The organism is Acetobacter sp. DsW_063 (assembly GCF_002153745.1).
Taxonomy (GTDB): Bacteria; Pseudomonadota; Alphaproteobacteria; order Acetobacterales; family Acetobacteraceae; genus Acetobacter.
Genome location: NZ_JOPL01000078.1, coordinates 1 through 21,091 on the forward strand (window position 1 = coordinate 1; position 21,091 = coordinate 21,091).

Sequence of the window (21,091 nt, forward strand, 5' to 3'; positions counted from 1 at the left end):
CACAACCTCTCGCTCAATTCAATACATTAATAGGTCCTGAACCTAGATACATGCCTCGAAAGATTAGCACGACTGTCTAGGCGAGAGAATCGTCTCCAGACGCGTCACGCTGTCTTTCACAATGTCAATCTTTAAGATGGACAACATGATAGGGAAGTCCCGAGACAGGTCGGTTAGCTAATTGATTTTATTTAGAAAATTCAAGGCGGCTGGTGGAGCTGAGGGGAATCGAACCCCTGACCTCCTCATTGCGAACGAGGCGCTCTCCCAACTGAGCTACAGCCCCGCCTTGTGTGCGGCGATACATAGCGTTTGGGCGAGGGGTGTCAAGTCGTATTGTCATCCTTCGTCGCGCAGTGCGTATTGTCTGGCGAACGTGGGGACGATAGGGTTGCCCGTCGTCACGCCGCCCCCGTTGAGGCGGCGTGACTGCTTAATGGCTAAGGGTTGACCAATTTGCTTACCGGCGTGTTCGAGCTGCTTCTTACGATTATCCAGCTGTATCAGTGGGTCGTTATTGCTTATTGCGTTTTCAGCATGCTCTACGCGTTCGGGGTTCTGGACGGCCGTAATCGTGCCGTCTGGCAGATAGGCAATATACTTTCTCGCCTGACGGAGCCCGCCCTAAACCCCATTCGCCGGGTGCTGCCGACTTTTGGCAACGTGGATTTGGCGCCGTTGGCGTTGCTGCTTGGCCTGCAATATCTGGCCAGACCCGCCGTAGTCGCCATATATCGAATGCTGGTGACCGGTTCCCTATCTTCTGGACTCTACTGAAGTATGCCTTCGAATATAGAAGCCGCTCCGCGGATCGCCGTCCTGATTCCTTGCCATAACGAAGAGGCGGCGATCAGCCTGGTCGTGAAAGATTTTCGTGCGGCGCTGCCCGACGCGGCGATCTATGTCTACGACAACAACTCGTCAGACAGGACCGTGGAAGTCGCCCGGACGGCGGGAGCGCTTGTGCGAAGCGAGCCGCTGCAGGGCAAAGGCAACGTGGTGCGGCGTATGTTCGCCGATATCGAAGCCGATTTCTATGTGCTGGTCGATGGCGACGCGACGTACGAGGCCGCAGCCGCTCCCGCTCTGATCGAGCTCGCCCAGCGAGAGCAACTCGACATGGTGAACGGCGCCCGTGTAACGGATCGCGTTGCGGCCTATAGACCGGGCCATCAACTGGGTAATCGGGTTCTGACCGGGTTGGTCAACGCGATTTTCGGCAAACGACTGTCGGACATGCTTTCCGGCTATCGTGTGTTCTCCAGACGCTTCGTGAAGTCTTTCCCCGCGCTCTCGGGTGGATTCGAGATCGAGACTGAACTCACCGTGCACGCGCTTGAGTTGGCGATGCCCATCTCCGAATTGCAGACCAAATATATCGAGCGTCCCGAAGGATCCGTGTCGAAACTGCGCACATACCATGACGGTTTCCGCATCTTGTGGACCATCGTCGTGTTGGTGAAGCAGGAAAAGCCGTTGATGTTCTTTTCTGTTCTGGCGGCGCTGGCGTGTCTGTGCGGATTGGCTCTGGGCATTCCTGTCGTCGTGGAGTTCATGGAGACGGCGATGGTGGCCCGGCTGCCGACGGCGGTCCTCGCGACCGGCTTTATGATTCTCGCGGCTTTGTCGCTGGTCTGCGGCCTGATCCTCGACAGTGTCACGCTCGGACGTCTGGAACTGAAGCGCCTCTCCTATCTCGCACAAAGAGGACCGATCGCATCTGACGAGCCTGCAGCGTAACTGCGGGCCAAGATGACGGGGCGCGAGCGCCCGGCATACGTGGGCGGTTCACCCGGGTGATGACGTGCAGACGCGTCGGCAATCGCGAGCGGCGTAAGTACGTCATTGGGAACGCGCCGCTTTATCTATACGGCGGGTCGTGAGTCTTACGTAAAACTACGTCCGCCGCACTATCATGTGCAGAGTTGTCAGGTGGCGGCGGGCGACAAGTCCCCAGGCCACGCAGGCGATGTGTGGGCACGACCGCGCATCTGCTTTGCTGAGGCGGTTTGGGCGGGGCGATAGGCCGGGCTACGCAGCAGCTCATAATCCTGAGAATAAATACTGCGAATGCGTTCAATCTGTTCGGGTGACGCGGTTACGGTAGGCGAGATCGAAGCGTTCACGCGAGGAATGTCTTCCTGCCGATTGGGGAACAGGAAAGAGCGCAACGCGCTCATATTGCTCATATCGAACAGGCGCTGCACGGCGATGCGTCCATCGGCGCTACAGACGTACCAGCTTTGCGGACGGAAAATATGATCGACCTGATACCAGTTCCTGGCCGCTTCGACATGGTCCAGTGCGTCGTCGAGAGAGCGGAACGCCGCATATTCCGCTGTAAACGTGTCCGCCAGGGTGCGGTCGTGTCCGCCGCCGCTGCGCGCGTGCCGGAAGGCTGAGATAAAACGGTCGACGGGATTGCGTACCACGGCGACGCTGGGAAGCTTCGCGAGTTCAGGCTGCCGGGCGGCGAAATAGCGGATGCTGCGATGCTCCATTTCCTGTCCGTAAAGAGAGCGGCAGATGGAGGTGCCGGCGTTCTTCGGGACATGGATGAAGAGCACGCCAGTGTTCGCGATGAGGGCATGGCGGGCGCGACGCTTGCGACCGTCCGGCAGAGGGGCTCCGAACTCCGCTCCACGCTCGTGGATGTCAGAAAAAAGTCTGACGTTGAAGGACTTCGCCAGCGCGGCCTTGCCTGCGCTGGAGAGCGTTTGTTTCAGCCGCATCCGCTGTTGCACGCCGCGTGACTCCTCTTCGGCAGCCCGCAAGGATGATGCGCGCCTGGTCGCCACAAGCGTGGCTAACTGCGAGGCACTCTAAACATCCGTTCTCTCGGCAAAGCGTCTACAACGTAATTCTTCGCGTCCCTTTGATGACGAAATATGTCTTGGTCAGCGCGCCGCTCAAGCTCTGAACAGGCTATTAGCCTGCGCTTTCGGCCTTCCAGTTTCGGGCCTTGGTGGTCTTACCAAGGCCGGGATTGAAGCAGTTGCACGGATCGAGCGTTCGGTAATGTGAGGCGAGCTCCGGCGGGGCTTCGTACAGATGACCGTAATTGTGTTCGGCCGGATATCGGGCTCCGCGGGCGTCGTACAGCGGCAACATCCGATGTTCAATCTCGACGCAATCGTTGCCTTTTCGGACGATGTAGTCCTGATGCATGACGTGGCATAGAAAATGACCGTAATAGAGCTTGGAAATAAAAAATCTATCGATTTCCTCCGGTAACGTCTCGAACCAGTCGCGGTCGTTGCGCCGCAGCGCTATGTCCAGCGCCACGATGTCTTCGACCGTTCTGGTGTGTACGCTGCGATAGCGGATGGCCGCCCCGGCGGCGGCGAATCTATGCAGAAACGCCTTTGATCCTTCATCGGGCGTGCATTGGAAGTAATCCATGCTGTGCGCCGTCTTGAATGTTTGCAGAAACGCCGCCGTCTCGCCGGCGAGGCCGGCTTCGACCTTCAGCATCAGATGATGTTCGAACCTGTCGCGATATTCCAACATGCGTTGCGGCAGGTGCTGTGGAAACAGGGAGCTTCCCCATTGTAAAAGTCTGTCGCTTGAATGCGCAGGCAGGAAGGGGAGTTTTTCAGCCAGCCTGTCAAAGCGATTTTTCAACGCGAACATGGCGGGCAGGCGACGAGTGCCGATCGCGCGGATGATAAGGAACGTGTCCTTTCCATAAGTTTCGGCGATGTTGAAGGCGTCGCGGTGCATATATTCGCCCGCGATTGGCAGTTTCGTGAACGACGTCAGGATGTGGCGTCGAATGTCCTCCAGTTCGTTCGCGCTGTTTGTGCCGATATAAAACACTGCGGGATTGCGGTCGGCTGGAAAAGTATCGAGCCGGACAGCGAAAAGCGCGACACGTCCTGCGCATCCAGCGCCCTCGAACAGATGGCGCGGATCGGCGTTGAAGCGCGCAGGCGTGTCGGCGTCCACGTCGCGTACATGGTCCCGGTAGGTGTCGTCATGCCCCTTGCCCGCATCCCAGCGGATGGCGTCAGGGGGGAAGCGCCCATGATCCGCATTGGTCAGGATTTCCTCGGGCGTGGAACCAAGGTCCACGCCCAGATGATTGACCAGACGCAGCGCCCCGTCTTCTCCAACTTGCGCGAACAGCGACATCTCGGTGAAGACCGGACCGCGTTGGACAAGCGATCCGCCGGAGTTGTTGCTGACGCCCCCGAACACGCCCGCGCCGAGGCAGGAAGAGCCGATGACGGAATGTGGCTCGCGCCCCAGCGGCGCCAAAGTGCGCTCCAGCTGGTCCAGCGTGGCGCCGGGTAGGCACACGACCTGCCTGCCGTCGCCGATCACGGAGATCGTTTTCATGCGCATGCCGCTGATGATGACGATGTCCCGGTCGTAGTCGTCGCCGTCGGGCGTTGAGCCGCCAGTCAGCCCCGTATTGGCCGCCTGCATCAACACGATCTTGTCGGCGGCCACGCAGGCCTGCAACACGCGCCATTGCTGCAGCAGGGAACCGGGCCGCACGACCGCCAGCGCCTTGCCGTCGCCAAAACGATACCCGCGCCGATACTGCGCCGTCGCGCCCGGATCGGTCAGGACGTGTTCTGCGCCGGTGATCCGCTCAAGCGTCTGGATGAACGGACGATCGGCGCTGGAAATTTTCCGGGGGCGTTTCAGCAGGGACTTCAACACGGCGGATTTCGTCTTTCTCTGTGGCGAGGCTGCCCGGCGCAACCTGTCGCTCCGACCGGCCAGAGGGCCGACGACGCACCGTCGGCTGCGCGTTGGTCATGACCTCGATCTTTACCTAGAGCGTATCTCGTTCAGACGAAATCGTCTGCGAGGGCGAGCAGGCTCAGTCGAGGTTGTCTGAGATATGTGTGTCGGGCTGGCGTTCAGCGGACACGCTCCGGGCGCGCTGGAAATCAGCCGGTCGGACGCCAGCATTGCCGAGGCCGGGGCGTCAAACGGCCGTTGCGATGTCCGAAATCGACATATCGGCCCTTCGCCACCAGCATTGCCCGGCGGGTCGCGGGGCGGGCAGCATGGCGAGCGGATCGCCGGAGAACTCCACCGTGTTGGTCGGCGTCTCCTGCAACGTGATCGCGGTGCAGCGCAGCACGCCGCCGTCCGCCGCCAGCATGGCGTTCAGCTTGGCCATCATCAGGCAGGCCATAAGTTCAGTCGTCGGGTCGCCGGGCGTCACAACGATCCGAGCCGCGCGCGCGGTTTCATGGACACGGAACCACTCCAGAAGGGGGTCATCCTCCGCCAGTTGCAACGCGTGGTCGAGCCGTTCGTCGATGAATTTGTGCCATGCGCCCTTCGCTCGCTGAAACGACACGGGCATGTTGCCCTTGCCGTCCAGCGGCCCGTCGTTGGTCGGCTGAAGGCGAACGGTGACGAATTCATTGTGGCCATGCGGCAGGGCGCAGCTTTCGCTCGCGCCGTGGATCAGCCGGTGCCCCATCGAGAACCGGCGGGTGAAGAGCATGTCAAACATTGCCGACGCTCTCTGCGCGCAGGGTCTGATACTGCTCCCACCCGGTGCGGCGCAGCTTGCAGGCGGGACATTCGCCACAGCCATAGCCCCATGGATGCAACTCACCGCGTTGCCCGAGATAGCAGCTGTGACTGTCACGGTTGATCAGGCCCACCAGCGCATCCCCGCCCAGACTGCGCGCGAGATCCCAGGTCTGCGCCTTGTCGATCCACATCAGCGGGGTGTGCAGCACGAAGCGCGTCTCCATGCCGAGGTTGAGCGTCGCCTGAAGGGATTTGATCGTGTCGTCGCGGCAGTCGGGATAGCCGGAGTAATCGGTTTCGCACACGCCGGTGACGATGTGGCGCAGACCTCGGCGGTAGGCGAGGGCAGCCGCGAAGGTCAGGAAGATCAGGTTTCGCCCCGGCACGAACGTGCTTGGCAGGCCGCTTTCCGACATCGTGATCTCGGTCTCGCGGGTCAGCGCCGTGTCCGACACAGCCCCAAGCGCGTCGAGGCTGAGCGTATGGTCTTCGCCCAGCCGCGCCTTCCAGACGGGGTCGAGCGCTCCCATGCCGTCGCGCAGCGCGTCGCGGCAGGCGAGTTCCACGACATGACGCTGTCCGTAGTCAAAGCCGAGCGTCTCCACGCGCTCAAACCGGTCCAGCGCCCATGCGAGGCAGGTCGCCGAATCCTGACCACCGGAAAACACGACCAGAGCGCCCTTGTTGCGGGCGGCTTCATGCGCACCGCCTGCGGGGGCGGGCGTGGCCCCGGTCGCCCCCTTCGTGGTGGCGCCAGTTGTCGCTGCGCGCGTCATTCAGGGAATTCCGATCATCTTGTGGGTCTGCAGGGACAGACGCCAGCGCGGGTTCTCAAGGCAGTAGCGCGTTGCGGCGGCGATGTTGGCGGCCTGCTGCGGGCCGTCCATCGGTTGCAGCCAGAACTGCTCGAAGTCGAGCTTCAGAAAGTCGGCGGGATCGAATCCGGATTGCGGGTAGACCAGCTTCAGTTCCTGCCCACTCTTCTGCGCCAGGGTGGAGCCCGCTTTCGGGCTGACGCACAGCCAGTCGACCCCGGCGGGCGCCGCGAGCGTGCCATTGCTTTCAACCGCGATGGTGAAGCCCTCCGCGTGGACCGCGTCGATCAGCGCCTCGTCCAGTTGCAGCAGGGGCTCCCCCCCGGTGAACACGACGAAACGGCGATCTCGCCCCGGCGCGGGCCAGGCTGCGGCGATGGCTGTGGCCAGCGATGCGGCGCTCTCGAATTTCCCGCCGCCATCGCCGTCTGTGCCGATGAAATCCGTGTCGCAGAACTGGCACACGGCGGTCGCACGATCAGTCTCCCGTCCGGTCCAGAGATTGCACCCGGCGAAACGGCAAAACACGGCGCTGCGGCCCGTTTGGCCGCCTTCGCCCTGCAACGTGTGGAAGAGTTCTTTGACTGCGTATGTCATGCGCGGTGATGTCGGGCATGAACGGCCGGAAGGCAAGGGGATTGTGGCGTGGAAGCGGCAGTGAGCCTTTGTCCGGTACGCGGCGCTATGTAGTTCGTTGGACGTTCAGTATGAACTGACAGCTGTGTCAGGGTGGTGTTCGCGTCGCAAAACGGTGTGACGATGAGTGTGCTGGCATCAAGCTGAGGCTTGTGTTTTCCGGTAAGGTAGGCGGTTTGGCCACGCGGTTCACGAGGGTGGTGATGAATTCTTGCGCCTAACATGCAAAAGGCGCTGCTTTAGGTGTTGTTGCGACGAGAGGCGTTCCCTCGGAGATCGCGTATTTTTTGTGCCTCCGGCCATCGACGCCGCTCCGTTATTTGGAAACGCACGCCGGACGTGGTCCATGCTGGGTTGTTCTCGTTCCCCATTATTGTTTACAATGAAATATTCTGAAATAATATGGATTTTTCATTATCCAGGGCGACACTCTCGCCGCCCCGGACAAGCGCCGTTATTCGCCCTTCTTCACCGCGTCGAAAGCGTCGAGCACGCGCGTCGAATACACCAACGCCGCGCCCGCGTTCAGCGCGATGGCGACGCTCAGCGCCTCGCCGATTTCGTCGCGCGTGGCGCCCGCTTTCACTGCCTCGGCAGCGTGAATGGTGATGCAGCCGTCGCAACGCGTGGTCGCCGCCACAGCCAGCGCGATCAGCTCGCGGGTCTTGGCGTCGAGGTGATTGGTCTTTTCTCCGGCGGCGTTCAGCGCCAGCACGCTTTCAACCGTCGCGGGGGAAAGCTGAGCGTAGCCGCCGATGGCCTTGCCCAGATGTTCGCGCCGTGCGCCCCAGTCTGCCCAGTCGCTCATTCTTCGTCATCCTGTGCTGTTGAGGGATTCGGGTGGCCAGAGGGCTCGCCGTGAGCGTCCGGGCGCATCGAATCCGCTGCTTCATAGTCACCAGAGCGTGAGCAGTGTGTCACGACACGGTTCCGGGAGGCGCAGGTTCTTGCTGACGCGGCTACGGCTCGCTATCGGCAAAGGATGAACGCCATGAACGACACCTCTTCCGAGCGCGCATCCACGCATGCGTCCGTATCCGTCCCGGCGGCGCAGGGCGCGGGACCGTTTGCTCTGTATAAGGAGCGTGTCACAAGCGGGCAGCTCAAGCCCGATCCGGATCAGGAGCGCGTTGCACGGCGTCTGGATCGCCTGTGGAGCGAGTTGAAGGGGTATCACCCTGCCCCGGCGGCGGAACCAGTCCGCAAGAAAGGGCTTCTCTCGGCCGTCGTCAGCCGCCTGCCCTCGCTGGGACAGAAGGCGGAAGAGGTCGCCCCGCCGCGTGGCGTGTACATCGTCGGTCGCGTCGGTCGCGGCAAGACGATGCTGATGGATCTCTTCTTCTCCTGCGTCCCGGTGAAGAAGAAGCAGCGCATCCACTTCCTGAGCTTCATGCGTGAGGTTCACCAGAGGCTGAAAGAACTGAAACAGGCCAACCCCGGCATTTCCGACCCGATCCCGCCGCTTGCGAAGACGATCGCGGATGAAGCGATGCTGCTGTGCTTCGACGAATTCCAGATCAACGATATCGCCGACGCGATGCTGCTGGGCCGCTTGTTTCAGGCGCTGTTCAAGCTGAAGGTCATCATTGTCGCGACATCGAATACAGTGCCGGGCGATCTGTTCCAGAACCGCCCCGGGGCGGACGCGTTCAAGCCGTTCATCGCCATTATCCGTTCGGAGCTGGATACTGCGGAACTCGACTCGCAGAACGACTATCGTCGCGGGCGCGAACAGGACGACACGACGTGGATCGTCCCTGCGGATGAGACCGCGCGTCGCAGGCTGGACAAGATCGTCGAGCGGTATGGTCAGGGGCATACGCCTGAAAAGGTGACGCTGCATTTCAACGGGCGAGACCTGCCGGTGGATCATGCGCAGGGTCCGGTTGCGCGTTTCGAATTCACATCTCTGTGTGGACGCCCTCTGGGGCCGAACGATTTCCTCGCCATTGCGAAGCAGTTTCCGGTGGTCGTGGTGGAGGATATGCCGTCGCTTGGTCCAGACGACTATAACGTCGCGCGACGCTTCATCACCTTCATCGACGCCTTGTACGACAACGGCAATCTGCTGTTCGTGTCGGCTGACGAGAAGCCTGACGCGCTGTTTCCGGACGGGGAGGGATCGGACGCCTTCGCCCGGACGGCGTCGCGTCTGATGGAAATGGGCAGCGAGAGCTGGCTTACCCGCGCGCGCGACGCGCATGGCCGCCTCGCTAGAGCGTGACAGACGCTGGTCTTGTCGGTCTTCCCTGCGCGGTCTAGCAAAATTCCTGCATCGCCCGCCTTGTCGGGCGCAAACAGGTCACTGACCGGGTGATGAGGGACGGAGGCGCGCCGGATATGGGTGCAGGCTCTACTAAGCCTTGGGTATCGGGGTCTTTGGTAACGGGACGCAGCGTCGTCGGGTCTGACGCTTCCTTCCGACTCATCGGTTTTTCAACATTGCGGATCATGGTCGCCGGAGGTCGGAGTTGCAGCCGACCGTCTGACGGCGGTCATGAGCCCGAGTCCGCGGGATTGCGACTAGACATGGGAGTGTTCTGAAGATGGCGGGCGCCGATCTCCTTACCGCCGCTCTAAGCGGCAGCAACATCGCCTACGTGGCCGATCTGTACGCGCGGTGGGCTGAAAACCCCTCCAGCGTCGATCCGTCTTTCGCCAGCCTTTTCGGCTCTCTCGATGACGAAGCGGCCTCGATCCTGCAGGACGCCTCCGGCGCGTCATGGGCTCCGCGCAAATCCATCATCACGGGCGAAGAGCCTGTGGCCGTCCCGGCTGGCAAGCCCGCGGCTGGAAAGGGCGCCGGTCTGGCTGCTTCTGACAGCCTCGCCGTTGCGCAGCTGGTTCGCGCGTTCCGTGAATTCGGGCATCTGGAGGCGCAGACCGATCCGCTCGGTCTGAAGGTTCCGAAGCCCGCCGTCGAACTGGACCCGGCCACTTACGGCTTTGGCCCGGCGGATCTGGATCGTCCGGTTTATGTCGGTTCCCTGCTGTCCCCGCTGCTTCCCGGGCGCGATACGGCGACGGTCAAGGAAATTGTGGCGGCGTTGCGCGACGTTTATTGCGGGGCGATCGGCGCCGAATACATCTACGCCCGTAGCGAGGAACAGCGGGAGTGGTTCCGCGCGCGCATCGAGGGCGATAACTGGCAGGCTGGCGTTACGGCCACCGAACAGAAAGCCATTCTCAAGCATCTGACCGAAGCTGAAGGGTACGAGGCCTTCTGCGCGAAGCGTTATGTCGGCGGCAAGCGTTTCGGTCTTGAGGGCGGCGAAGTCTCGATCCCGTCCCTCCATGCGATCATCGATCAGGCGGCGCAGCAGGGCGTGAAGTCCGTGGCTATCGGCATGGCTCATCGCGGTCGCCTCAACACGCTGGTGAACGTCGTTCGCAAGCCGTATGTCGCGGTCTTCAACGAATTCGCCGGTGGTTCTTTCAAGCCAGACAATGTCGCGGGCTCGGGCGACGTGAAATACCACCTCGGAACGTCGACGGACGTCGAGATCGCCGGGCGTTCGGTGCATATCTCGCTGCAGCCCAACCCGTCGCATCTTGAGGCTGTCGATCCGGTCGTCTGTGGCAAGATCCGCGCGGCGCAGGACGATGACGGCGACACAGAGACACGTCTGTCGCACATGGCGATCCAGATTCACGGCGACGCAGCGTTCGCCGGTCAGGGCGTGGTGTACGAAACCCTGTCGATGTCGCAGCTTGTCGGTTACCGCACCGGCGGTTCGGTGCATATCATCGTCAACAATCAGGTCGGTTTCACCACCAATCCGGTGAACGGACACTCCGGCGTCTATGGTTCCGACATGGCGAAAGCCATCGAAGCGCCCGTTCTGCACATCAACGGCGACAACCCGGAAGCGGTCGTTTACGCGTCCCGTCTGGCCGCTGATTATCGTCAGAAATTCGCCAGCGACATCATCCTCGACATCGTCTGCTATCGCCGCAACGGTCATAACGAGACGGATGAACCCGCCTTCACGCAGCCCATCATGTACAAGGCGATCGCCACGCATGAGACGCCGCATACGCTCTACGCCGCACATCTGATTAAAGCTGGTGTCGTGACCGAGGAAGAAGCGAAGAGCCAGTGGGACGCGTTCCATGCGCGCCTCGACGCCGAATACACCGCAGCCCAGTCCTACAAGGTGAACAAGGCTGATTGGCTGGAAGGCGCCTGGTCCGACCTGCAGGCACCGAAGGAGGGTGAATACCCGAAGGTTGCGACGGGCGTGTCAAAGGACGTGCTCGCGAAAATCGGTGCGGCGATCAGCACTGCGCCGGAAGGCTTCGACCTGAACGGCAAGATCGCGCGTCAGCTCAAGGCCAAGGCCAAGGCTATCGAGACAGGCGAAGGCATCGACTGGGCGACGGGCGAGGCTCTCGGCTTTGGCTCGCTGCTGATCGAGAAGCACCGCGTTCGTCTGTCGGGCGAGGACGTGCAGCGCGGCACGTTCAGCCAGCGTCATGCGACGGTCAAGGACCAGACGACGCAGGGCGATTACACCTTCCTCAATCACATTGAGGACGGGCAGGCGAAAATCGATATCTACAACTCGCATCTGTCCGAATTCGCCGTGCTCGGCTTCGAATACGGCTACACCATGCACAACCCGAACAATCTGGTGCTGTGGGAGGCGCAGTTCGGCGACTTCGCCAACGGCGCACAGGTGATCGTGGACCAGTTCATCGCCTCGGGCGAGACGAAATGGCTGCGTATGTCCGGTCTGGTGCTGCTGCTGCCGCATGGTTACGAAGGGCAGGGTCCTGAGCATTCGTCCGCCCGCCTTGAGCGCTATCTGCAGCTCTGCGCCGAAGACAACATGTTTGTCTGCAACATCACCACGCCGGCGAACTACTTCCATGCACTGCGTCGTCAGCTGAAACTGCCGTATCGCAAGCCGCTGATCCTGATGGAGCCGAAGTCGCTGTTGCGTCACAAGCTCGCGGTGTCGGAACTGGCGGAATTCGAGACGGGCACGTCGTTCAAGCCGGTCATCGGTGAGGTCGACGATCTGGCGGCGGACAAGGTCAAGCGTATCGTGATCTGCTCGGGCAAGGTTTATTACGACCTGCTGCAGGAGCGGCGCGACCAGAAGCTCGATACTACGGCGATCCTGCGCCTCGAGCAGATCTACCCGTTCCCGGAAGCGGAACTGGCTGACGAGTTCAAGAAATATCCGAACGCCACCGATATCGTGTGGTGTCAGGAAGAAACCCGAAATGGCGGCGGTTGGCATTTTGTCGATCGCCTGATCGAAGGCGCTCTTGGCGTCGCCGGGCACAAGGTCACGCGTCCGGCCTACGTCGGCCGCGCGGCGGCGGCGAGTCCTGCGACAGGTCTGGCCAGAATTCACGCGGCGGAGCAGGCTGCACTGGTCAAGTCGGCGCTCGGTCTGGGCTGACGTCGGGAGTTTGGAGCGGCCGCGCCCGGTGGCGTGACCGCTCAACACGCCGTCTTGCAGGTCGCCCTTTCGTAATTTTGCGAACGGGAGGACAGGCGGCGTCCAGAGATGCTCCGGCGGTGTATGTCGCCGGTCGTAGCGTGACTGTGGCGCTTGGTTGAAGCGTCGCAGGCGCGTGGGATAAAAAGGAAGTGGGAAGCGAGATGTCTGTCGAGATCAAGGTGCCGGCACTGGGCGAGAGCGTCACCACGGCGACGGTCGGCAAGTGGCTGAAGAAAGCTGGCGAGGCGGTTGCCGCTGATGAAGCGCTCGTGGAGCTGGAGACCGACAAGGTGAGCGTCGAAGTGTCGGCGCCGCAGGCTGGCGTGCTTGGGACGCCCGCGGCGAATGAGGGCGACGAGGTCGAAGTCGGCGCCCTGCTGATCACGCTGGACCCGAGCGGCAAGGCCTCGGCGGCTCCCGCCAAGGCCGAGGCCCCGAAGGAAGCGGCCCCGAAGACTCCCGCTCCTGTCGCCAAGGCGGCTGCGGCTCCAGCCGTGAAATCTGCTCCGGTTGACGCCGCAGCAGCTCTTCCGGCGGCGCGCAAGCTGATGGCCGAAAAAGGTGTATCAGCCGAGCAGGTCGGCGCGGGCACGGGCAAGGATGGTCGCATCACGAAGGGCGACGTTCTGGCGTTCGTGTCGCAGCCTGCCGCCAGTGCGCCTGCGGCCGCCCCGAAGGCCCCGCGTCAGGACGATCCGCGTGAAGAGCGCGTGAAGATGACGCGCCTGCGCCGCACGATCGCGCGCCGCCTGAAGGACGCGCAGAACACCGCGGCGATGCTGACGACGTTCAACGAAATCGACATGACCGCCGCCAAGGAGATGCGCGTCGAGTTTCAGGACAGCTTCGTCAAAAAATACGGCGTGAAGCTGGGCTTCATGTCGATCTTCTCGAAGGCGGTCATCGCGGCGTTGCAGGAGTTCCCGGCGATCAACGCCGAGATTGACGGCGAAGACGTCATCTACCGCAACTTCATCAACCTGGGCATCGCGGTTGGCGGCCCGAACGGCCTTGTCGTGCCGGTGCTGCGCGACGCGGAAAACCTTGGCCACGCGGAGATCGAGAAGCGCATCGCGGGCTTCGGCAAGGCGGCGCGGGAAGGCACGCTCAAGATCGACGATCTGGCTGGCGGCACGTTCTCGATCACCAATGGCGGCATCTATGGCTCGATGCTTTCGACGCCGATCCTGAACGCCCCGCAGTCCGGCATTCTGGGCATGCACAACATCGTCGACCGCCCGGTCGCGGTGAACGGCAAGGTCGAGATCCGGCCGATCATGTATGTTGCGCTGTCCTATGATCACCGCATCGTGGACGGCAAGGAGGCGGTGAGCTTCCTTGTCAGCGTGAAGAAGTATGTCGAGGACCCGCGCAGCCTTCTGCTCGGCCTCTGATAATCCGTCGCGCCCCGCGCCATATATGTGGCGCGGGGCGCGTGACGATTTAACGGCGTTTCGCATGGGAAACGCGGTGGCCTTCCTGCAGGGAGGCGCACAAGGGCGATCAACGTGACGGGCGGTATGCTCGACGTTCATCGGCTTCAATCGGGACGGGAAAATATGGCTATCGAGATCAAGGTTCCGGCGCTGGGCGAGAGCGTCTCCTCCGCAACGGTCGGTAAATGGCTCAAGAAGCCGGGCGACGCTGTGGCGGTGGACGATCCGATCGTGGAGCTGGAGACCGACAAGGTGAGCGTCGAGGTTCCGGCTCCTGCGGCTGGCGTGCTTGAGAGCCACGTTGTCAAGGAAGGCGACGAGGTCGAGGTCGGCGCGGTGCTGGCGCTTCTGGCCGAGGGTGGCAAGGCGGCGGCCAAGCCTGCAGCGAAGCCTGAGGAGAAGGCGGCGCCCGCCCCTGCGAAGACGGCAGCGCCTGCGCCCGCTAAGGCGGCGGCGGAAGCTCCGGCCGAGACCGATTACGACGTCGTGGTGATTGGCGCCGGTCCGGGCGGTTATGTGTGCGCCATTCGTGCGGCGCAGCTGGGCTTCAAGGTTGCGTGCGTCGAGAAGCGTGCGACCCTTGGCGGCACCTGCCTGAACGTCGGGTGCATTCCGTCGAAGGCGCTGCTGCATTCGTCCGAGAACTTTCATGCCGCTGCGCATGACTTCGCCGCTCACGGCGTGGATATCGCCAGCGTGAAGCTCAACCTCGCGCAGATGCAGAAGCGTAAGGCCGGGATCGTCGAAGCCAACGTGAAGGGCGTCGAATACCTGTTCAAGAAGAACGGGATCACCTGGCTGAAGGGCGAGGGGAAGGTTCAGGGAACCGGGCGTCTGACGGTTGCGGGCAAGCCGGTTACGGCGAAGCACATCGTCATCGCTGCGGGCAGTGACAGCGCTGGCCTGAAAGGCGTTGACGTCGATGAGAAGGTGATCGTCACGTCCACTGGCGCGCTTGAGCTTTCGGCTGTGCCGAAGCGTCTGGTCGTGATTGGCGGCGGCGTCATCGGTCTGGAACTGGGCAGCGTGTGGCAGCGTCTGGGCGCGGAAGTGACGGTCGTCGAGTTCCTCGACCGTCTGGTTCCAGGCACGGATAACGAGGTCGAGGCCGCGTTCCGCAAGATCCTGACCAAGCAGGGTCTGAAGATGAAGCTCGGTCATAAGGTGACGAAGGCCGAGAAGACCGCGAAGGGCGTGACCCTGACGGTCGAGGCCTCCAAGGGCGGCGACGCGCAGACGCTGGAGGCGGACGTCGTTCTGCTCGCCATCGGGCGCACCGCGGCCAGCAAGAATCTTGGTCTGGAAGAAGCCGGGATCGCGGTGGACAACCGTGGGCGGGTCGAGGTGGACGAGCATTTCGCCACCAACGTTCCGGGCGTGTACGCCATCGGCGACGTCATCAAGGGACCGATGCTGGCGCACAAGGCGGAGGAGGAGGGCGTGGCCCTCGCCGAAATCCTCGCCGGGCAAGCGGGGCATGTGAATTATGACGCCATTCCGGGCGTCGTCTACACATGGCCGGAACTGGCCACGGTGGGCTTCACCGAGGAGCAGCTCAAGGAAAAGGGCGTCTCCTACAAGGTCGGCAAGTTCCCGTTCATGGCCAACGGTCGTGCGCGCGCGTTGGGCACGACGGACGGGTTCGTGAAAGTCATTGCCGATGCGACGACCGATCGGGTTCTGGGCGTCCACATCCTTGGCCCGGGCGCGGGAGAGCTGATCGCCGAATGCACCATGGCGATTGAGTTCGGGGCGTCTTCCGAAGATATCGGCCGTGTTTGCCATGCGCATCCAACGCTGAGCGAAGCGGTCAAGGAAGCGGCGCTTGGCGTCAACGGCATGTCTCTGAATATCTAAGCCACAGAGAGAGACGCGGCAGGGGCAGCCCCCTGCCGCTTGAAGCGCGCGACCGGCAATGCTGGTCGCGCGTTTTTTGTATCTGGCGCTGCCTGTGACGTGCAGTCAGAGCGGGGACACGGCGGACTGCTCGTCAATACCCGTTCGCTCCTGATAAAAAAGGCGATTTTCTGGCTATTGTCTTCGCGGTGACATACGCTTTACTGGCTTGGGACGTATCGGGGGGGATTGGCGTTGAAGCGCAGCGTAAAAGCATGGCCTAGGGCGGGATCGGCGCCATCGATGAACTCCGTACTGATCGCGACGTCCATTGCGGCTGTGCTCTTGATGTCCACGCCAGCACTTGCCGCGCAACCCGCGCCTGGCGGCCTGGAGCAACCATCCGCACCGACCGCAGGCGCATCAGGCGTGACCCCGTCTACGGCGGCGATTCCGGCGCCCGCGACGTCGTCCGACCCGGTTGTAAATCTCGCCCCCGCTGTTGAAATTCCTCCACTGCCTGCGCTTGACGATGCAGCCGCCCGGCAGGAGGCGGGCAAATTGCAGGCGGCGCTGAAGCGGGAAGTGCCGAATTTGCAATCATTCACCGCCCAACAGCGCGCCCGCTGGGTGGCCGCCGCCAGAAATGGCGTCGAGCAGGGAGGCTACCGGATCACGCGCGCGCAGGTTCTGGTCGTCGTGGACCGCAATCCGGCCGTGCAAAGGCTCGCTCTGGTGCTCGCATTGCCGGACTCCGACGACTGGGAGGTGATCGGCGGCGTCAAGGTTTCGACCGGGACCAAGGGACGCAAATACTACTACATCACGCCGACAGGCGTGTTCGACAACACAACCGACCGGCTGGGTTATCGCGCAGAGGGCACCAAGAACGAAAACGGTATTCGTGGCATTGGCGCGAAAGGAATGCGGGTCTGGGATTTCGGTTGGCGGAACGCGGTCAAGGGCTGGCGAACCGATGGCGAGACCGGCGACATCCGTCTGGAGATGCATGCTACGGACCCCGATTTCCTTGAACGACGGCTGGGTCATACTGGTTCAGAGGGATGCGTGCGCGTTCCTGCGGCGTTCAATGTGTTTCTCGACAGGCATGGGTTGCTGGACGTCCAGTACGAGCAGGCCGCGAGCTATGACGGCAGGTTTCGTGCGCTGTTGAGAAAAGACCGCACGCCATCTCCGATCGCGGGAGAGGTTATGCTGGTGTTCGATTCCGGGGACAGCGTCGCGCCTGCGAGCCGATCATAACGTGACGCGAAGGGGTTGATCGCCCGTCCGGCTAGCGCGGCAGGTGGTAATATACAACCTGCCGCGTCGTACAAAAAAAGAAACAGCTTTTCGGGTTGGCGTGGATTCTGAAAAGATATTTTGAGTCCAAATCATCATGTTTCGATTTTGCTATGTTACAAATATAAAATAAATAAACGATACAAGAAATTACAATCTGACGTTAACTGGTAATAATCATATTAATTTAGTGTTAATTTCGCAACAGGCTGTGGCAATTGGGAAGCGAATTTTGAATTCGCCGTGGACACACGAGTTCAACAAAAACATGTTGCGCTTAGTGATGAACCCGATACATGGCGAAAAATATGACACACCAAAGAAAAGCTATATTTCTATGTTTTTCTTTTCTGGCGACGGGAAGTTTTTGTGTACAAAGCGAAATTGCCGCCGCCGCATCGTCGACCCAGACACAATCTGGAAAGTCACACAGGATTACGAAGAAAAGGGCAAATCCTGCGCCCACATCAAAGGTTCAAAGTGCTCCTGCGAAGATAAACGCTCCTGCGTCGCATCAGTATTCTCAGGCTAGACTAGGAACTGTTGCGCCCACCGTATTGCCGTCGATTGAAAGCAATACCAACGAAAGCGTCGTTGTTACCGGTTCCGCCTTGAGCACATCGGCAAATCACAACGCAAATCCTGTCCAGATCGTAACTGCCAAGCAGATCAATGCAACTGGCATGACGAATCTTGGGGACTTCCTGCAACGCCTGCCGTCGATTGGATCTTCGGGAACCACCAACTCGCAGACCAACGGGGGCGGGGGCGCATCATGCACCGACATCCGTAATCTGGGCCAAAGCCGTGTGCTGGTGTTGATCGATGGAAAGCGCACGTCCCTGAATGGCGCGTCGGCTTGCGTCGACCTGAACACCATTCCTGTTCAGCAAATCGCCAGCATCGAAATCCTGAAAGACGGCGGCTCCGAACTTTACGGCGCAGACGCTGTCTCTGGCGTTATCAATATCAAACTTCGCCACGACCTGACGAGTGGCAACATCACCATCAAAGGCGGTGTGACCGGGCAGGGCGACAACCTTACGGGTCAGATTTCCGGTTACAAAGGCTGGAACTTCGATCACGATAAGGGAAATATTACCGTTTTCGGGTCTTATATGACTCAGGGCGGCGTTCTGCAGCGCAATCGTTCATGGGCTGAAAACGCACAGACCAATAATCCGACAGCGTCTTCAGATGTGTTGCATGGTTCAAGCATCACGGGAAATGGCCTGTTTTACGGTAACACGTCGGGCAACGCATACTCCGGCAACGGCTCCAATGGTGTGACCGACTATAACGGTCAGCGCTACCAGTACGGACAGGCGCAGTCTCTGGAAAACGCTCTGCAAAACTCGACGATGTCGGTCGATGCACATTACGCCCTGAATCATCATTTCGACTTTTATATGAATTCTCGGTACTCTCATAAGACATCGAACTACTATATGGCGCCGGAGCCTGTCGCAGGCAGCCCCACGACAATCCTCCTCCCTGCTGACTATCCGGGCAACACGACCGGAGAAGCGTTGCAGGTCTACAAGCGTATGATGGAGTGGGGAAATCGTCGCTCCGAAACGGCGCTGGACACCTGGACAAGCATGGCTGGTCTCAAAGGTGATATCGTCGGAGACTGGAAATACGACGTATCCTACACTTACGGCATGAGCCGCGAGACGGACCAGATGGAAGGTGCAGGCAACTACCTGAAGCTTCTTCAGGAGTGGGGGCTTGAGCCTAGTAACCTTGGAAATCTCCAGGACCCGAGCACGACGTTCACCTACAACCCCAACAGTTGCGCCGGTAGCGCTGGCTGCCAACAGTCCAGCGCGTTCTCTACGCTGTCTAAAGAGGGCGCCGCGTATTCCAATTACACGACCATCAATCATTCTCTCTACCAGCTTCGCGACCTGAACCTGCGCATCAACAACAACCACGTCGCGAAAATGCCCTGGAAAAACGGCGGTTCGTTCGGCCTTGCTCTCGGCATGGAACACCGTGGCGAGTCCCTGAACTATACCCCGGACCCGAACGTTGTTTCCGGTAATACTTTGACTAACACTCAGGGGATTACGTCCGGTGGGTTCAATGTGACGGAAGGGTACCTTGAAGGTCGACTTGAATTACTGCGCAACGCGTTTCTTGCGCGTGATCTGACGATTGACGCGCAGGGCCGTTACTCATCCTACAGCACATTCGGCAGCACCAAAAACTGGAAAGCGTCGATCAACTGGGCGCCGACTCAGGACATCAGCTTCCGGGCCACCTTGGGAACGTCTTTCCGTCAACCGAATGTGTATGAAATGTATGGCGGTCAGGCTCTCAGCTATGAAACCGCAACGGATCCATGCGCACAGGTTTCGTCCTATGGCACGCTTTCCGGCGCAGTTGAGGCAAGCTGCCACAAATACGGCGTCAAAAACACCTCGACGTTTACTCAGGCTGGAGGCGGACAGGTTGCCACAACAACAGGTGGTAACACAAAGCTGCAACCGGAAACCGGTCGTACCTACACGTTCGGAGCTGTCCTGACGCCCCGCTGGATCAAGGGGTTCTCCACGTCGGTCGAATTCTGGCACTACACGCTGCAGCACATGATCAACAGCTTGGGAACGCAATACATTCTGGACTCGTGCTATACCGGCGCCGACTCAGGTCAGTGTTCGTACATTACACGTAATTCCGGCGGTCAGCTCACCAACGTCAACGCCATTGACGAAAATCTGGGGAACATGATCACCAGCGGCATTGACTGGGATCTGAGTTATCACCTCATGGTCACCACGCGCGATGTGTTTTCCATCGAAAACAACTTCCAGCGCCTGCTGTCATACAAGCAGCAAAATACGGCTGGCGGCCAGTGGTATAACTATATGGGTTCTCTGCTGTATCAAAATACGGCTGGTGAGACGTCAGGCGTGCCCATCACGCGTGATTACCTGACATTGTCCTGGCAGCATGGACCATTGTCCGTGAGCTATATGGTCAATTACATCAGTGGCATGCGCTGGAACAACGGTACCGCCAATCTGCAATCTGTTGGGACGCAGCGCATCAAAACACCCGGCATGTATTTGCAGGATCTGAGCATGACGTATAATTTCCACAGATGGGCGTTTACAGGCGGCATTCAGAACATCGCCAACAAGAAGCCCCCGTTTGTGGCCAGCGCGACTGACAACAGCGACGGCGGCATGTATGGCAGTTATTACAACGGCCGTTACTTCTTCCTGCAGGCTGGCATGAACTTCTGAGGTCAGTTGCCCCTGTCCGTAGTTAATTGCGGACAGGGGTATTTTAGAAAATTTCGAATAATAAGTTTAAATGCTCGTATTTATTTTTTGTCAAAACCACGTGCGGACACCGAATGTGAAGTTAACATTGTGAACCGTGGTGTCTCCCGAACGCGCCATCGCTGCAGCCTGTCCAAAAACACCGGAATAGGTCACGCCGATATAGGGCGCGAACTTTCTGCGCCATTCGTAGCGCAGGCGTAGCCCGGCATCGATGTCCGACAGACCGGTTCCAACGCCTCGCGCGCGATCTGACTCACTGTAGAAATTCAGCTCCGCCTGAGGTTGCAGGATCAGACGGTTGGTCAGCAGGATATCGTAGGACCCCTGAAGCCGGGCGGCTGCGCCGCGATCACTGAAATAGGCTGTCGCCTCCAGATCGAAGAAATAGAGAGCCAACCCTTGCACGCCGACTGCGCCCCAGACGCGTGTGGGGCCGCTGTCGATATCGACGCGCACTCCAGTCTGCAGGTCGAAGTACCGGGAAATCGCGTGATCGTAGAGCGCCTCATGATCGCCATCGCCGAAGCGTCCGTTCGTCCCGACCATTCCCTCGGATTTTAGCCAGAGCTTGTCGTAATCGCTGCCGTACCAGGACTGCGCGTCATAACGGAACTCGCCGCCGCGGCCACTATAACGGGCTTCGAATTCATCAAGCAGGCCATGGAAATAGCGGTTCTGATCCATGACCGGCATGACGCCGTTGATGTAATGGACCGGCGTGTTGGCGATGCTTGCAGGGGCAGTCCGACCCGGCGATCGCACGCTCATGCCGCTCATGCCGCTCATGCCGCTCATGCCGCTCATGCCGC

15 protein-coding genes and 1 tRNA gene are annotated in these 21,091 nt (G+C 60.4%); 8 read left to right on the forward strand and 8 right to left on the reverse strand.

Annotated features, from left to right (window positions below; genetic code table 11):
- Positions 1–210: 210 nt before the first annotated feature.
- Positions 211–286: transfer RNA gene (locus HK28_RS10500), tRNA-Ala, on the reverse strand.
- Between the two features lie 161 nt (positions 287–447).
- On the opposite strand from HK28_RS10500, the gene HK28_RS10505 reads away from it, so the two are divergent.
- Positions 448–777, forward strand: a complete 330-nt coding sequence (locus tag HK28_RS10505; RefSeq protein ID WP_307188540.1) for a YggT family protein — start codon at positions 448–450, stop codon at positions 775–777.
- A gap of 3 nt (positions 778–780) precedes the next feature.
- A complete protein-coding gene (locus HK28_RS10510; protein WP_086644531.1) occupies positions 781–1,740 on the forward strand; it encodes a glycosyltransferase family 2 protein in 960 nt (319 codons plus the stop codon).
- A 188-nt stretch (positions 1,741–1,928) separates the two neighbouring features.
- On the opposite strand, the gene HK28_RS10515 is transcribed toward HK28_RS10510, so the two are convergent.
- The 6 genes from HK28_RS10515 to HK28_RS10540 form a co-directional block, all read right to left on the reverse strand.
- On the reverse strand, positions 1,929–2,732 hold the full coding sequence (locus tag HK28_RS10515) for a sulfotransferase family 2 domain-containing protein (RefSeq protein WP_086644532.1): 804 nt from the start codon (positions 2,730–2,732) through the stop codon (positions 1,929–1,931).
- Positions 2,733–2,928: 196 nt separating this feature from the next.
- A complete protein-coding gene (gene dld / locus HK28_RS10520; protein ID WP_086644541.1) occupies positions 2,929–4,659 on the reverse strand; it encodes a D-lactate dehydrogenase in 1,731 nt (576 codons plus the stop codon).
- Positions 4,660–4,942: 283 nt separating this feature from the next.
- Positions 4,943–5,482 (reverse strand): 6-carboxytetrahydropterin synthase, encoded by a 540-nt coding sequence (locus HK28_RS10525; RefSeq protein ID WP_086644533.1) that lies wholly within the window; start codon positions 5,480–5,482, stop codon positions 4,943–4,945.
- Positions 5,475–6,281 carry a 7-cyano-7-deazaguanine synthase QueC gene (queC, locus tag HK28_RS10530; RefSeq protein ID WP_086644534.1) on the reverse strand — a complete coding sequence of 269 codons (807 nt, stop codon included), beginning with the start codon at positions 6,279–6,281 and terminating at the stop codon, positions 5,475–5,477. The genes HK28_RS10525 and queC overlap by 8 nt, the downstream gene beginning before the upstream one ends.
- Positions 6,282–6,917: a 7-carboxy-7-deazaguanine synthase gene (queE, locus tag HK28_RS10535; RefSeq protein WP_086644535.1), complete on the reverse strand. Its 636-nt coding sequence runs from the start codon at positions 6,915–6,917 to the stop codon at positions 6,282–6,284. It lies immediately after the preceding gene.
- Positions 6,918–7,410: 493 nt separating this feature from the next.
- Entirely contained in the window at positions 7,411–7,764 is a 354-nt protein-coding gene (locus HK28_RS10540; RefSeq protein WP_026397008.1) for a carboxymuconolactone decarboxylase family protein, read from the reverse strand.
- A 183-nt stretch (positions 7,765–7,947) separates the two neighbouring features.
- On the opposite strand from HK28_RS10540, the gene zapE reads away from it, so the two are divergent.
- From zapE to HK28_RS10570, 6 genes are all read left to right on the forward strand, one after another.
- Positions 7,948–9,180, forward strand: a complete 1,233-nt coding sequence (gene zapE, locus HK28_RS10545; protein ID WP_086644542.1) for a cell division protein ZapE — start codon at positions 7,948–7,950, stop codon at positions 9,178–9,180.
- Between the two features lie 322 nt (positions 9,181–9,502).
- Positions 9,503–12,370, forward strand: coding sequence for a 2-oxoglutarate dehydrogenase E1 component (locus tag HK28_RS10550; RefSeq protein WP_086644536.1), 2,868 nt, complete (start codon positions 9,503–9,505; stop codon positions 12,368–12,370).
- A gap of 203 nt (positions 12,371–12,573) precedes the next feature.
- Positions 12,574–13,806, forward strand: a complete 1,233-nt coding sequence (odhB, locus tag HK28_RS10555) for a 2-oxoglutarate dehydrogenase complex dihydrolipoyllysine-residue succinyltransferase (protein ID WP_086644537.1) — start codon at positions 12,574–12,576, stop codon at positions 13,804–13,806.
- 165 nt (positions 13,807–13,971) lie between these two features.
- The gene (gene lpdA / locus HK28_RS10560; protein ID WP_086644543.1) at positions 13,972–15,705 is read left to right on the forward strand and encodes a dihydrolipoyl dehydrogenase; all 1,734 of its coding nucleotides are present in this window, start codon (positions 13,972–13,974) and stop codon (positions 15,703–15,705) included.
- 282 nt (positions 15,706–15,987) lie between these two features.
- Positions 15,988–16,947 (forward strand): L,D-transpeptidase, encoded by a 960-nt coding sequence (locus HK28_RS10565; RefSeq protein ID WP_086644538.1) that lies wholly within the window; start codon positions 15,988–15,990, stop codon positions 16,945–16,947.
- Between the two features lie 347 nt (positions 16,948–17,294).
- The gene (locus HK28_RS10570; protein WP_086644539.1) at positions 17,295–20,240 is read left to right on the forward strand and encodes a TonB-dependent receptor domain-containing protein; all 2,946 of its coding nucleotides are present in this window, start codon (positions 17,295–17,297) and stop codon (positions 20,238–20,240) included.
- A gap of 90 nt (positions 20,241–20,330) precedes the next feature.
- On the opposite strand, the gene HK28_RS10575 is transcribed toward HK28_RS10570, so the two are convergent.
- A complete protein-coding gene (locus HK28_RS10575) occupies positions 20,331–21,050 on the reverse strand; it encodes a copper resistance protein B (RefSeq protein ID WP_143217404.1) in 720 nt (239 codons plus the stop codon).
- Positions 21,051–21,091 lie beyond the last annotated feature (41 nt).